Here is a 14,259-nt window from a genome sequence, read left to right as displayed (position 1 = left end):
GCATCTCGCGCAGCGCCTGCACCGGATCGCCGACGTGCTGCAGCACCTGGTGCGCATGGACGATGTCGAAGCTGCCGTCGGCGAAGCTCAGCGCATGCACGTCCTCGACCGAGAAGTCGATGTTCGTCGCGCCGCGTTCGGCCGCGAGCGTCTGGGACAGGCTGAGCGCGTCGGCGTTGATCTCGGTGGCGGTGACACGACCCACGCGGCTCGCGAAGTCGACGGTGATGGTGCCGGGGCCCGCCCCGACGTCGAGCAGGTGCGCGTCTGCGCTCAGGAGGGGTTCGAGGTAGGCCGCGGAGTTCGCGACGGTGCGGGTGTTGTGCGAGCGCAGAACCGAGTCGTGGTGCCCGTGGGTGTAGACGGCCATGCCGGTCAGCCTAGGCGCCCCACGGGAGCCCGTCGCACCGCGTTTCACCGAGGCGGCGCCGAGGACGGCTCAGTCGCGGGGCGGGACGTCGTGGATCATCCGCCGCAGCAGCTCGCGATCGGGCTTGCCGGATGCCAGGAGCGGGATCTCCCCGCTCTGCAGCGAAACCGGGCGGGCATGCCGGCCGATCTTCTCGGCGACGCGCGCACGCGCCTCGTCCAGCATCCGTCCCCCGTCACCGACGCCCCCGTCGGCGAAGATGATCGACGACTCCCCCCAGCGCTCATCGGGCATCCCCAGCACGACCGCCTGCTCGAGCCCGGGCACGCTGCGCACGACCTGCTCGACCCGGTCGAGGGAGATGTTGATGCCGCCCGAGACGATCACGTTGTCGAGGCGACCGTGCACCTCGACCTCGCCGTCGAGGATGACGCCGCGGTCACCCGTGCGATACCAGCGGGTGCCGTGCTCGTCGGCCTCGAACACGCGCGCCGTGAGGGCCGGGTCGCCCAGGTAGCCGTCGGCGAGCATGGGCCCGCTGAGCCGCAGCTCGTCGTCGATCAGCCGCACGGAGACTCCACCCAGGGGGATGCCGTCGTACACGCAGCCGCCGGCGGTCTCGCTCGACCCGTAGGTGTGCACGTACGGGATCCGCAGCTCGGCGGCGCGCATCCGGATGACGTCGGACAGCGCCTGCCCGCCGACCAGGATCGCCTCGTGGGCGCGCAGCGCGGCGAGCACTCGCGGATCGTCGGCCGCGTCGACCAGGGCCGCCAGTTGAGCGGGGACGACGGAGATGTACCGGCTCCCGCGGTCGGCCGCGTCGATCAGGGCATCCGGGGTGAGCTTGCCGTCGAGGAGGATCGGATCGGTGCCCGCGAGAAGGGAGCGCGCCAGCACCTGCAGACCCGCGACATATCCGGCCGGGAGTGCGAGCGTCCATCGTCCGGAACCGATCCGTCCGGCTGTCGCCGTGCCGCTCGCCTGCAGCGCGGCTGCGCTGAGGATCACGCGCTTGGGGATGCCGCTGGAACCCGAGGTGGCGAACACGGCGGCGGTCCCGTCCGGCACCTCGTCGTCGGATGCCGGGGTGAACCCGAGCGCGAGCGGCCGGACGCCGTCGAGCGCCGCCGGCAGCGCCTCGAGCACCGCGCGCGCGTCGCCGCCGTCGATCGGATGCAGCCTCATCGGCGCTTCCCTCGGATGATCCGGGTCGCAGTTCGTCCCGCTTCGCCGGTGGCGTTCGCTCCCAGGTCGCAGTTCGTCCCGTAATGACCCGCGGATACCGGGACGAATCGCGACCTGGACGGGCAGGACCGCCGGAAAGCGGGACGAATCGCGACCTGAACGGCGGTGCGAGGCGACGGCGTAGCGGTGTCAGTGGCCGACATCGTCAGAAGTGGTACGGGAACGGCGACCAGTCCGGGTCGCGCTTCTGCAGGAACGCGTCGCGGCCCTCGACGGCCTCATCCGTGCCGTAGGCCAGGCGGGTGGCTTCGCCCGCGAACACCTGCTGACCGACCATGCCGTCGTCCACGGCGTTGAAGGCGAACTTCAGCATCCGGATCGCCGTGGGCGACTTGGTCAGGATCGTCCGCGCCATCGCGAGCGCCTCGCGCTCGAGCTCTGCATGCGGCACGACCCGGTTCACGGCACCCATCTCGTAGGCGCGCTGCGCGGAGTACTCCTCGGCGAGGAAGAACACCTCGCGGGCGATCTTCTGGCCGGTCTGGCGCGCCATGTACGCGGAGCCGTAGCCGGCGTCGAAGCTGCCGACGTCGGCATCCGTCTGCTTGAACCGGCCGTGCTCGGCGGAGGCGATCGTCAGGTCGCACACGACGTGCAGCGAGTGGCCACCGCCGGCGGCCCAGCCGGGGACGACGGCGATGACGACCTTGGGCATGAAGCGGATCAGCCTCTGCACCTCGAGGATGTGCAGCCGCCCGGCCCGCGCCGGATCCTGCACGGCGGTGTCGGACTCGCTGTACTTGTAGCCGTCGCGACCGCGGATGCGCTGGTCACCGCCCGAGCAGAACGCCCACCCGCCGTCCTTCGTGCTCGGCCCGTTCCCGGTGAGCAGCACGGCGCCGATGCGCGGGTCCTGCCGGGCGATGTCGAGCGCACGGTACAGCTCGTCGACCGTGTGCGGGCGGAAGGCGTTGCGCACCTCAGGCCGGTCGAAGGCGATGCGGGCGACCCCGCCGTCGCGCGAGACGTGCGCGGTGATGTCGGTGTAGTCCGCGGCGCCCGGTGCGAGCACCCATTCCGCCGGGTCGAAGATGTCGGAGACGAAGTCGTCGGTCACGGCATCCAGCCTATTCCGGCACGAAGGATGCCGAACCTCGTCGCGTACGATCTTCGAGTGCGCACTCCCGTGAAGACCCCGTCCCGTGTCCGTCTCGCACTGCTGGCGCTGAGCGCCGCGGCGGCGTTCGCCCTCGCGGGGTGCGCCTCGGCTCCTGGCGCCGCACCGCGGTCCTCCGGACAGCCGAGTGCGTCCCAGACCCAGGCATCCGGCGCCTGCACCTATGCCCCGGACGGCTCGGCGGCCAAGGACGTCATGCCTCCCCCGGCCGACCCGACGGCCACCGGCGACGCGCCCGTGACAGTCAAGACCAGTTCCGGCGACCTGGCGATCACCCTGGACGGCAAGTCCGCACCCTGCACAGTGAACAGCTTCCTCTCGCTGGCCGAGCAGGGCTTCTACGACGGCACGAAGTGCCACCGGCTCACCACCCAGGGCATCTTCGTGCTGCAGTGCGGAGACCCGACGGGCACCGGAGCCGGCGGCCCCGGCTACGCCTTCCCCGACGAGCTGAAGGGCACCGAGACGTACCCGGCCGGCACGCTGGCCATGGCGAACGCCGGCCCGAACACCAACGGCTCGCAGTTCTTCATCGTCTACGCCGACACACCGCTGCCGGCCAAGTACACGGTGTTCGGCCACCTAGACGAGGCGAGCACCAAGATCGTGGCCGACATCGCCTCCGCAGGCACCGAGGACGGCGGCCCCGACGGAGCGCCGAAGAAGCCGGTCGCGATCGCGTCCATCGCCCAGGGCTGATATCGGTCTGACAGAAGCGGGTCGCGTCCCGGAGAGCTTCCGGGACGCGACCTCTGGGAATGCCGCGCGTCAGCCGGCGATCGCCGTGCGCCGGGCCTTCATCCACCCGTCGATGATGTCCCACGCGGCGATGCCGGCGACGGCGACACCGGTGAGCACGGCCAGCACGGCCAGGGCGCCCGAGTCCACGCCATTGCGGGCGAACACCGCGTGCACGAACTCCGGGGCGAACAGCATCCCGCGCCCCAGCAGCGTGAGGAACAGACTCGCCGTGCACAGGGCGACGGCGGTGTTGATCACCGCGAGCCCGGTCGACCAGCTGCCGCGCGCGTAGACCGCGATCGCGATCGCCCCCTCCGCGAGCATCAGCACCAGCACCACACTCATCCACCACGGCCACAGCGCATGGTCGATCACGCTGATCGCCTCGCCGTCGACGACGGTGACGCCGCGGAAGCGATCCCACAGAAGCGCCGCCGCGAAGATCGCGAGCATCACGAGCGAGCCGATCAGATCGCCTCGACCTGCACCCCGCCCCGGTTCCTGCGGCAGCTGATCCACGTCCCACTTCGAGGTCGATTCGGAGCCGGTGCGCTCGAGGATGACGAACACGAGCGTGGTCCAGAACGACACGTGCACGATCGCCGAGAGAGCCGTTGCGATGCCCTCCCCGATCATCGCTCCGATGCCTTCACCGGCCACGGCCTTGCCGATCGCCACTCCGACGAAGGCGCAGGCAGGCACGGTTGCAAGCAGCAGGGTGAGCACGCGCCACCAGAACAGGTAGTACTTCGGGCCGATCAGATGCAGCGGCCGGTCCGCGTAGCCGGCGGCGAGCGCTGCAGGGTCGCCCAGGTCGGTCAGCACGGCGCGCTCGGCCTGCTCCAGGGGCTCGCCCTGTTCGGCGCGGGCGTCGATGGCGTCGGCGATCGAGGTCTGCAACTCGTCCCGCACCTCGGTCTGCAGCTGCTGAGGCAGCCTGCGGACGGTCGCGGTGATGTAGCGGTCGGTCAGCGTGGCGGTCATGTCAGTTCTCCTCTTCACGGAGCGCGGCGGTCGCGCTCGCGATGGCGGCGACCTCCTGGGTCAGGGTGTCGGCGAGGCGGATGCCGGATGCCGAGGTGCGGTAGAACTTGCGGGGCCTGGCCTCGTCGGTGTTCCACTCGCTGTCGAGGTACCCCTGCTTCTCGAGCCTGCGCAGCAGCGGATACAGGGTGTTGGCGTCGGTGGGGAACCCGGCGGATGCCAGCTGCTCGAGCAGCCCGTATCCGTAACCGGGGGTCCGCAGCAGCTGCAGGCTGGCCAGCACGACCGTGCCGCGTCGCAGCTCCTGCAGATGTCCGTCGAACTCACTGTCGTTCATGTTAGGAACTATATTGTGCGTCGCACACTATTGTCAATCACCCATCGTTATATCCGGCACGCAACGGCCTCGTAGGCTGGGAGCATGGCAACCGCTCTCGAGATCCGCCGGGTCGATCCGTTCCACAACGCCGACGTCGACTCCTGGTGGGAGGCGTACGCGAGTGCACGACGAGCGGAGATGGGCGAGAACGCTCTGCTCTGGTCGCTCGAGGAGAGCCGCACCGAGTTGCAGCAGGACTCCGCCACGACCGATCGCCGCGCCTATTTGGCCGTGCTCGACGGTGTCGCCGTCGGCTCGGGCTCGCTCGCGCTGGGGCTCAAGGACAACCTTCACTCCGGGATGATCAACGTCACCGTGCCGCCGCAGTTCCGTCGCCGCGGCATCGGCTCGGCACTGCTCGCGCATATCGAGGCCGAGGCCGTGGCCGCCGATCGCCGGGTGCTCCGCGGCGAGACGGCGTGGCCGGCGTCCGCTCCCGCCGACGGCTCCGGCCAGCCCGGGCGCGAGTTCGCCCGCCGGCACGGGTACGAGATCGCCCTCGGCGACTTCCAGAACCGGCTCGCACTGCCGGTCGCGGATGCGGTGATCGACCAGCTCCTGGACGGGGCGCCGGCCGACGGCTACACGATCCGCAGCTGGACCGGCCCGGTGCCGGAGGACCTGGTCGCGGAGTGGGCCGCCCTGGACGCGCTGCTCGACGTCGAGGCGCCGATGGGCGACCTCGACCTGGAGGCGCCGTCGTCGGAGGTGGAGGACTTCCGCGCCCACGAGCGGATGATGGCACAGCAGCACCGCACCTCGTTCGGCACCGTCGCACTGGCGCCCGACGGCCGCATCGCGGCCTACACGCAGCTGGTCCACTCGGGCGACGACGGCAACGCCTACCAGTGGGGCACGCTGGTGCGTCGCGAGGACCGCGGTCACCGGCTCGGGCTGCGCATCAAGCTGGAGAACCTGCGGCGGATGCAGCGCCATGACGCCGGCATCCCGTGCATCCACACGTTCAACGCCGAGTCGAACCAGCACATGCTGGCCGTCAACACGATGCTGGGATTCGAGCCGACGGGGCGGATGGCGGAGCTGCAGAAGCGCCTGAGCTGAGGCACCGGGCATGATGGACGCATGACGCCGCCGCTCGCCGACATCCTCGCCACCGCCCGTGTGATCGCCCTGCCGATGAACACCCGGTTCCGCGGTGTGGACGTGCGCGAGGCGCTGCTGTTCGAGGGGCCGCAGGGCTGGGCCGAATTCTCGCCGTTCACGGAGTACGAGGATGCCGAGGCGGCGACCTGGCTGCGGGCGGCGATCGACTTCGCGTGGGAGGCGCAGCCCGCTCCCCTGCGCGACCGCATCCCGGTGAACGCCACGGTCCCTGCAGTGGACGCCGCTCGCGTCGCCGAAGTGCTCGCCCGGTTCGACGGATGCCGCACCGCCAAGGTCAAGGTCGCCGAGCGCGGCCAGGAGCTGGCCGACGACGTCGCCCGGGTGCGCGCGGTGCGCGAGCTGATGGGCCCCGAGGGCCGCATCCGCATCGACGCCAACGGGGGCTGGAACGTCGACGAGGCCGAGCACGCGATCCACGCACTCGGCGACTGCGACCTGGAGTACGCCGAGCAGCCCTGCGCCACCGTGGACGAGCTCGCCGAGCTGCGCTACCGGGTCAAGCACATGGGCATCCCGATCGCCGCCGACGAGAGCGTGCGCAAGGCCGCCGACCCGCTCGCCGTCGCCCAGGCGAAGGCGGCCGACCTGATCGTCATCAAGGCGCAGCCACTGGGCGGCATCAGTCGCGCGCTGTCGATCGTCGCCGAAGCGGGACTTCCCGCAGTGGTCTCCAGCGCACTCGACACCGCCGTCGGACTCGCACAGGGCGCTGCTCTCGCGGCATCCCTCCCCGAGCTGGACTACGACTGCGGTCTCGGCACCGCCTCGCTGTTCGCCGATGATGTGGCCGACGCGCGCCCGGTCGCAGGCTCCATCTCCGTCGCGCGGGTGACCCCGGATGCCGCAGCACTGGCGCGCCTGGAGGCGACGGCCGACCGGCGCGCATGGTGGCTGGCCCGACTCGAGCGATGCCACGCCCTCCTGAACGCCTGAGCGTTCACGCCCGCATGAGCTCCACCATCCGGCCGAGGGCCTCGCTGCCGACACGGCGCAGTCGGTCGGAGTCGTCTCCGCCCATCGCGCCGCGCACGGTCATCCCCTCCCACACGATCATGAGCAGGCGCGCAGCCTCCTCGGCGTCGATGCGCAGGCCGAACTTCCCGGTGTCGACGATCTCCTGGATGATCGCGGCGATGCTGCGCACCATCTCGCGCTCCTGCGCCAGATAGGCGGTCCCGAAGTCCGGATCCCGCAGCGCACGGATGCGGATCTCGCTCATCAGCATCACGCCAACCCGATCATCCGCGCCGGAGTCCATGATCTGCTGCACGAGATCGACGGGATCGCAGTCACCGAGGGCGTCCGCACCGACCAGCACGCTGACCCGCTCGCGCACCGCACCCAGCCGCACCTCGCCGACGGATGCCGCAAGGGTCAGGAACAGCTCGTCCTTGGACTCGAAGTTGGAGTAGAACGCACCGCGCGTGAAGCCGGCGCGCTCGCAGACCGCCTCGACCGTGGCACCCTCGAGCCCGATCTCGGCGAACACCTGGGCGGCGGCCTCCAGCAGACGGGCTCGCGTGTTCTCGCGGCTCCGTGTGACGGGTGTCGACATCACTCCTCCTGGGGACCAACTCTTTCACGAGACGGCCGCTGGATGTTCACATCCCGCGCACAGCATCCGGCCTCGCTCCTGACTTACGATACATCTACGTATTGAATACACCCGTGTATCGAACTCGTGCGGAGGTCGCGTGTCCACTCTCCTGTCGTCGCTGGGTCGCTGGTCGTACCGGCACCCCTGGCGCGTGCTCGTCAGCTGGCTCCTCGTGCTCGGCATCGCCGGCGGCGGCGCCCTCGTGCTCGGTTCGGGAACCGACAACACCTTCTCGATCCCCGGCACGGAATCGCAGGCGGGCCTGCAGCAGCTCGAGCGCACCTTCCCGCAGGTCAGCGGAACGAACGCGCAGTTCATCGTCGTGGCCGCGCCCGGCGACGACATCCGCGATGCGCCGTACCAGAACGACATCGAGCACACGATCTCGAAGCTGAAGGACGTAGACGACCGGGTGCTCGCCGTCTCATCGCCGTACGACGAGACGGTCACCGGGATGATCAACGCCGAGCACTCCGCCGCGATCGTGCGCATCCAGCTGGAGGGGCAGTCCAGCAACATCCCGGCGAGCGTCAAGACCGCCCTGCAGGACACCGTGAACGCGCTCGGACCCGAGCTGCCGAAGGGGTCGCAGGTCGCACTCGGTGGCGACCTGTTCGCCATGGCCATCCCCACCATCACTCTCACCGAGGCGGTCGGACTGGTGATCGCGCTGCTCGTGCTGATCGTCACGTTCCGCTCGTTCGTGGTCGCAGGGCTCCCGCTGCTGACCGCGATCCTCGGCGTGGGCATCTCGATGGCCGGCATATTCGCAGCGACCGCGTTCGCCACCGTCTCCTCCACCACTCCCCTGCTCGCACTCATGCTCGGGCTCGCGGTCGGAATCGACTACGCGCTGTTCATCGTCGCGAGGCACCAGGACCAGGTGCGCGCGGGCGTCGATCCCGAGGAGTCCGCCGCGCGCTCGGTCGGCACCGCGGGGTCCGCCGTCGTCTTCGCCGGTGTCACGGTGCTGATCGCCCTGATCGGCCTCGGCTTCGCCGGCATCCCGTTCCTGACCACGATGGGCATCGCCGCGGCCGTCGCCGTCGCCGTCGCCGTCGCGATCGCGGTCACCCTGACGCCTGCCTTCCTCGGCTTCCTGAGGGGCCGCGTGGCGGGGCGGGTGCGCGCCGATCGCCCGGCGAAGAAGACGAAGAAGGATGCTGCGCCGAAGACTCGCCGTCCGTTCTCGCAGCGCTGGGTCGCGGGCGTCACGCGCCGCCCGATCCTCGTCACGGTCGCGGTGGTGCTGGGCCTGGGCGTCGTGGCCGTTCCCGCACTGAGCCTGAACCTCGCGCTGCCGAACGCCGGCGTGCTGCCGAAGGGGTCCGAGGCCCGCGTCAGCTACGACCTCACCGCCGACGAGTTCGGCGCCGGCTTCAACGGCCCGCTGATCCTCACCGGCACGATCGTCACGTCGACCGACCCGCTGAACCTGATGAAGGACCTCGGCGATGCCGTCGCGAAGATCCCCGGTGTGAAGGAGGTGGCCCTCGCCACCCCGAACGAGACCGCCGACACCGGCATCGTGCAGATCATCCCGACCACCGCGCCCGACGACCCGAAGACCGCCGACCTGGTGCGCGAGCTGCGCTCCCACCACGACGAGTGGCAGAAGGAGTTCGGCATCGACCTGAAGGTCACCGGTTTCACGGCCGTCGCGATCGACATCTCCGATCAGCTCGGCGCGGCCCTGCTGCCGTTCGGCGTGTTCGTGATCGGGCTGTCGCTGATCCTGCTGACGATCGTGTTCCGCTCGATCTGGGTGCCGGTCACGGCCGCGGTCGGCTACCTGCTCTCGATCGTCGCCGCGTTCGGCGTCGTCGCGGCGGTGTTCGAGTGGGGCTGGTTCGCGGACGCCCTGCACGTGGCCCGCACCGGGCCGATCATCAGCTTCATGCCGATCGTGCTGATGGGTGTGCTGTTCGGACTGGCGATGGACTACCAGGTGTTCCTCGTCTCGCGCATGCGCGAGGACTACGTGCACGACCCGTCCACGGATCGCCGCGAGGCGGCGCGCAATGCCGTGCGCAGCGGTTTCTCGAGCAGCGCGCGAGTGGTCACCGCGGCTGCGCTGATCATGTTCGCCGTCTTCGTCGCGTTCGTGCCCGAGGGTGACTCCTCGCTCAAGCCGATCGCCCTGGGGCTCGCCGCCGGCATCGCGATCGACGCGTTCCTGGTGCGCATGACGCTGATCCCCGCCGTGATGGCGATCCTCGGCGAGCGCGCCTGGCGCATCCCGCGCTGGCTGGAGCGCATCCTGCCGCACGTCGACATCGAGGGCGAGGCCGTCGAGCGCGAGCGGTCACTCGCCGCATGGCCGGGCGACGACAGCATCGTCGCCGCCGACGACCTGACACTCTCCTCCGCGGACATCTCCGGCGCCCGCCTGCGGCTCGAGCCCGGTGGCGCGCTGATCGTCACCGGCGCCCCGCATCGCACGCTTCGCGCGCTGTCGCTCATGGTCGCCGGACGCCTCAAGGCGGATGCCGGCAGGCTGCGCGTGGACGGCCACCTGCTGCCGGGCCGAGCCGCCTGGGTGCGCTCGCGCGTCGGCGTCGTCATGCTCGGCGAGGCGGATGCCGCGGCACAGACCTCCGAGGCGCTGCGCGGGCGGACGCGCCTGGTCGTGCTCGACGGCGTCGACCGGCTCACCGCCGCGGAGCGCGACCAGCTCGCCGCCCGCCTGCGGGATGCGGGCCCCGACGTCGCCGTGCTCGCGACCGCCGTGGATCCGGCCGCCGCGCAGGCGCTGCTGACGGATGCCGGCCGCGGGGCGGCATCCGTGCTGGACCTCTCCTCCTCTTCCGCCGAGACCCCGGCGTCCCGTCCAGACCCCCAGCTGCAGGCATCCGCAGGTAGGGGTGTCGACGGCAGCACGGGGTCTCGGCAGACCGACCCCTCCTCCGACACGACCGAGGTGACCGCATGACCCTCCCCATCGAACGCGCGCGCTCGCGCCGCCCGATCACCTGGCTGACCCTGATCGGCGTGCTGCTGCTGCCGGCGCTGATCGGCGGCATCCTCGTCACCGCACTGCAGAACCCGACCGAACGGCTCGAGTCGATGACGGCGGCGGTCGTCAACCTCGACAAGCCGGTCACCATCGACGGCCAGTACACCCCGCTCGGGCGTCAGCTGGCCTCGGGCCTGGTGAAGGGCTCGGACGACGTGGACTCGAACCTCACCTGGGTGATCTCCAACGAGGAGGACGCCGCGAAGGGCCTCGGCGACGGCACCTATCAGGCGGTCGTGACGATCCCGAAGTCGTTCTCGGCCGATGCGACCTCAGCGGGCACCGCCCTGAAGAAGGGGAAGGATGCCCCGCAGCAGGCGAAGATCACCGTCACCACGCCGCCCGACGGCCGCGTCGCCGACGACCTGATCACCAACCAGATCGCGTCCGTCGCGACCTCGACCATGGGCACGATGCTCAGCGAGGCCACGGTCGGCAACGTGCTGGTCGGCTTCACGACGATCGGCGACCAGATCGGGACGGCCGCCGACGGCGCGGTCAAGCTCGCCGACGGCGCACGATCCGCAGCAGACGGCGCGGCTGCACTGCCCGACGGGGCGACCAAGCTCGCCGACGGTGCGAACGGTCTCGCCGGCGGCGCGGACAAGCTCGCGGGCGGACTGGGCACGATCTCGTCCAAGGCGCGCGAGGCCGGAGCCGGCGCGTCCCAGCTCGGACAGGGCCTGACCGCGGGAGCCGCCCAGCTGGAGCGCAACGGCATCGTGCCCGATGAGCTGTTCTACGGCGCGAACGGCGCCGCGCAGGCGACCGCCGGCATGGCGGACGGCGTCGCCGGTGTGAAGTCGGGTGTCGACGACCTGGTCACCGCGTGCGGGCTGCGGGTGCCGGGCGTGGATCCGCTCCTCGACAAGGTGTGCGCAGGTCTGACCGAGCTGCAGGCGGGCATGCCCGAGCTGACCGAGGGAGCCACTCAGGCCAAGGCGGCCGCCGCCGGGACCGCGGCGGGCCTCCAGGCTCTCGACAAGGCCGCTCCCACCGAGATCGCCAAGCAGATGCGCACGGCCGGCACCGCTGCCTCCCAGCTGGGCGGCGGGCTCGGTCAGCTCGCCGATGGCGTCTCGCAGTCGGCATCCGGCGCCCGTGCCCTGGCATCCGGCGCGACCCAGCTCGGCGACGGGGCGACCGCGCTGGCCGACGGCGCGGGCACGCTCGCGACCGGCATCGACTCCTTGGCGACAGGGTCGAGCGACCTCGCCGACGGTCTGAAGACCGCGTCGACCTCGCTGCCGTCCTTCGACGAGCAGCAGTCGACCAAGCTGGCCTCCGTGATCGCCGACCCGGTGAAGGCATCGGCGTCCGGCGACATGTTCGGCCCGACCGCGATTCCGCTGCTGTCAGCGGTCGTGCTGTGGTTCGGCGCGCTGGCCTCGTTCATCGCGCTGCGCGCGGTGCCGGGTGACGCGCTGACCTCGCGGCGCTCGTCGTTCGGCATGGTAATGCGCGGGTTCTGGCCGGCTGCGGCGCTCGGCGCAGGCCAGGGCGTGCTGGTGGCGCTGATCGTGCAGATCGTCGCCGGCTACGACGCGGCCACCTGGTGGGGCTTCGCCGGGTTCGCCGTGCTCGCGGGCATCGCGTTCGCCGCCGTCAACCAGGCGCTCGTCGCGGTGCTCGGCGGCATCGGGCGCTGGATCAGCGCCCTGATCGGCGTGCTGGCGGTGGCCACCGGACTCATCTCCACGATCCCGGCCTGGCTGGCGGGCCTCGGCGCCGCGATGCCGACGGCCCCCGCGCTCGGCGGCCTGATCATTCCCAACGGTGCCGCGTTCGCGGGACTCGTGGTGTGGGCCGCCCTGTCCCTGGGCGCTGCGACCCTCGCCGTGGCGACGCGGCGCACGACCTCCGCGAAGCGCGTCCTCGCCACCGCCTAGCATCCGCCCGCTCGCGGCTCCCCCTCTCCCAGGACGGAGCATTGCCGAGGACAGGACGATCTCGCGTGAGATCGTCCTGTCCTCCGTAATGCTCCTGTTCTCGGGCATGTGACGACGCTTCCGAGGCGCCGGCGGTAGCGTCGACGAATGGCGCGCGACTTCATGACCGACCCCGGGCAGCTGCGAGACCTGGAGGGACAGCAGTACGTCGTGCTGCGTCCCACGGGCGCCGTCACCTGTCGACGGTCTACGCGAAGTCGCTGGATGCCGCGGACTGGGCGCGGCTCGCATCCGACACCCGTCACGGCTACCCGGCGCCGCCTGCGGAGACCATCGCCGAGGTCGAGCTCGTCACGTACTCCTACGGCGCCGAACATCGCGAGGCGATCGCCCTCGGCGGCCGAGCCTTCGGCTGATCGCGGCCTCAACCGCGCTTCGTGACGGTCTTCTTGAGGAAGACGAGCGGCAGCAGCCAGGTGCCCAGCGCGGTGATGATCCAGGCGATCAGCGTCGCGAGAATCCAGGTTGCGACTCCCGTGATGTGCAGGCCGCCCGGAAACAGCGAGGCGATCAGCAGCGCGACGAAGGTGGAGACCAGCCCGATCCCGCCGAGGATCGCGCTGGCGTGCTTGCGCGCGACGTTGAAGATGAACGGGGTGAGCACCGCCTGCGCGACCGTGAACACGATGACCGCGGTCAGGAAGCCGCCCAGCGACAGACCGAATCCAGGCAGGGTCCAGGAACACACCAGCAAGGCGACGGCGGAGGTCCCCAGCAAGATCGCCGTACGGATCAGGAAGCGGATCATGCCGCCATGCTAGCGCCCGGCTCAGCTGAGGCCGGAGTACGCGTGCAGGCCCTTGAAGTACACGTTCACGATCGTGAAGTTGAAGATCACGGCGGCGAAGCCGGTGATCGACAGCCAGGCCGAAGGAGTGCCGCGCCAGCCGCGCGTCGCTCGGGCGTGGATGTATCCGGCGTAGAGCACCCAGATGATGAACGTCCAGGTCTCCTTCACGTCGAAGCCCCAGAACCTGCTCCAGGCGAAGTACGCCCAGATGGAACCTGCGATCAGCGTGAAGGTCCAGAAGATGAAGCCCACCACGGCGAAGCGGTAGGCCAGGTTCTCCAGGCGCACCGTGTCGGGCAGGGTGCGCAGGAAGCCGGGGCCGGCGTTCGAGATGCCCTCTGCGACGCGGCGCTCACGCCGGGACTGCAGCAGCTGCATGACCGAGAGCGCGAAGGCGAGCGCGAAGATTCCGACCGACAGCGACGCCACGAAGACGTGGATGACCAGCCACACCGACTTCAGCGGGTCCGCCAGCGGCTTCACCTCGACGTAGAAGTACGCGGATGCCGCACCCAGCAGCACCAGCACGATGCCCGAGATGAACGTGCCCAGGTAGCGCAGGTCGATGCGGGTGAGCATCACCAGGTACACGAGCACGACCAGCAGCGTGCCGGTCATCGCGAACTCGTACAGGTTCGCCCACGGCACGTGGCCGTTGGCGAAGCCGCGGGTCAGGGTCGCGGCGAGGTGGAACAGCCAGCCCAGCACCATCAGCGAGGTGCCGATGCGCGCCATCACGAAGCGCTTTCTGACCGGGGCGTCCACGTCGCCGTCGACGGGCGCCTGCGACACCGTGCCGTCGGACATGACCAGCATCCGCTCCTCGGCCTTCACCGTCGACGAGCGCCGCGCCAGATCGAACGCGTAGGCGATGAAGGCCAGCGCGTAGATGGCGATGGCCGTCCACAGCGTCAGACGCGAGATGGAATCGAGATCGGGCATG

The 14,259-nt window shown here is 70.4% G+C and carries 13 protein-coding genes; 5 read left to right on the top strand and 8 right to left on the bottom strand.

What is annotated here, in order from left to right; translation table 11 throughout:
• From BGN97_RS07460 to BGN97_RS07450, 3 genes are all read right to left on the bottom strand, one after another.
• A partial coding sequence (locus BGN97_RS07460; RefSeq protein WP_292699566.1) for a class I SAM-dependent methyltransferase occupies positions 1-370 on the bottom strand: 370 nt, incomplete at its 3' end.
• Between the two features lie 69 nt (positions 371-439).
• Positions 440-1,558, bottom strand: coding sequence for an AMP-binding protein (locus tag BGN97_RS07455; protein WP_292699564.1), 1,119 nt, complete (start codon positions 1,556-1,558; stop codon positions 440-442).
• 205 nt (positions 1,559-1,763) lie between these two features.
• Positions 1,764-2,675: a 1,4-dihydroxy-2-naphthoyl-CoA synthase gene (locus BGN97_RS07450; RefSeq protein WP_292699562.1), complete on the bottom strand. Its 912-nt coding sequence runs from the start codon at positions 2,673-2,675 to the stop codon at positions 1,764-1,766.
• A 57-nt stretch (positions 2,676-2,732) separates the two neighbouring features.
• Between BGN97_RS07450 and BGN97_RS07445 the strand changes: the two genes are divergently transcribed.
• Positions 2,733-3,434 (top strand): peptidylprolyl isomerase, encoded by a 702-nt coding sequence (locus tag BGN97_RS07445; RefSeq protein ID WP_292699560.1) that lies wholly within the window; start codon positions 2,733-2,735, stop codon positions 3,432-3,434.
• A 69-nt stretch (positions 3,435-3,503) separates the two neighbouring features.
• Here the strand turns inward: BGN97_RS07445 and BGN97_RS07440 are convergent, their stop codons facing one another.
• Together BGN97_RS07440 and BGN97_RS07435 are read right to left on the bottom strand one after the other, a co-directional pair.
• Positions 3,504-4,460, bottom strand: coding sequence for a permease prefix domain 1-containing protein (locus BGN97_RS07440; protein ID WP_292699557.1), 957 nt, complete (start codon positions 4,458-4,460; stop codon positions 3,504-3,506).
• A 1-nt stretch (position 4,461) separates the two neighbouring features.
• The gene (locus tag BGN97_RS07435) at positions 4,462-4,797 is read right to left on the bottom strand and encodes a helix-turn-helix transcriptional regulator (RefSeq protein ID WP_285635006.1); all 336 of its coding nucleotides are present in this window, start codon (positions 4,795-4,797) and stop codon (positions 4,462-4,464) included.
• Positions 4,798-4,881: 84 nt separating this feature from the next.
• On the opposite strand from BGN97_RS07435, the gene BGN97_RS07430 reads away from it, so the two are divergent.
• Positions 4,882-5,901, top strand: coding sequence for a GNAT family N-acetyltransferase (locus tag BGN97_RS07430; RefSeq protein WP_292699553.1), 1,020 nt, complete (start codon positions 4,882-4,884; stop codon positions 5,899-5,901).
• Between the two features lie 21 nt (positions 5,902-5,922).
• Positions 5,923-6,897, top strand: coding sequence for an o-succinylbenzoate synthase (locus BGN97_RS07425; RefSeq protein ID WP_292699550.1), 975 nt, complete (start codon positions 5,923-5,925; stop codon positions 6,895-6,897).
• Positions 6,898-6,901: 4 nt separating this feature from the next.
• On the opposite strand, the gene BGN97_RS07420 is transcribed toward BGN97_RS07425, so the two are convergent.
• A complete protein-coding gene (locus tag BGN97_RS07420; RefSeq protein WP_292699547.1) occupies positions 6,902-7,519 on the bottom strand; it encodes a TetR/AcrR family transcriptional regulator in 618 nt (205 codons plus the stop codon).
• A 139-nt stretch (positions 7,520-7,658) separates the two neighbouring features.
• Here BGN97_RS07420 and BGN97_RS07415 point away from each other — a divergent pair, with 139 nt between their 5' ends.
• Both BGN97_RS07415 and BGN97_RS07410 read left to right on the top strand, forming a co-directional pair.
• Positions 7,659-10,493, top strand: coding sequence for an MMPL family transporter (locus BGN97_RS07415; RefSeq protein WP_292699545.1), 2,835 nt, complete (start codon positions 7,659-7,661; stop codon positions 10,491-10,493).
• On the top strand, positions 10,490-12,466 hold the full coding sequence (locus tag BGN97_RS07410) for a YhgE/Pip family protein (RefSeq protein WP_292699543.1): 1,977 nt from the start codon (positions 10,490-10,492) through the stop codon (positions 12,464-12,466). Before BGN97_RS07415 ends, BGN97_RS07410 begins: the two co-directional genes overlap by 4 nt.
• 424 nt (positions 12,467-12,890) lie before the next feature.
• Here BGN97_RS07410 and BGN97_RS07405 read toward each other — a convergent pair whose 3' ends face one another.
• The gene (locus tag BGN97_RS07405; protein WP_292699541.1) at positions 12,891-13,274 is read right to left on the bottom strand and encodes a phage holin family protein; all 384 of its coding nucleotides are present in this window, start codon (positions 13,272-13,274) and stop codon (positions 12,891-12,893) included.
• A 21-nt stretch (positions 13,275-13,295) separates the two neighbouring features.
• Complete coding sequence (gene ccsB / locus BGN97_RS07400) at positions 13,296-14,258, bottom strand: c-type cytochrome biogenesis protein CcsB (RefSeq protein ID WP_292699538.1); 963 nt, start codon at positions 14,256-14,258, stop codon at positions 13,296-13,298.
• Position 14,259: the final 1 nt, after the last annotated feature.

Source organism: Microbacterium sp. 69-10, from assembly GCF_001897945.1.
GTDB lineage: Bacteria > Actinomycetota > Actinomycetes > Actinomycetales > Microbacteriaceae > Microbacterium.
The sequence above is the reverse complement of the archived record's forward strand: the minus strand, read 5'-3'. Positions and strand labels throughout refer to the sequence as shown.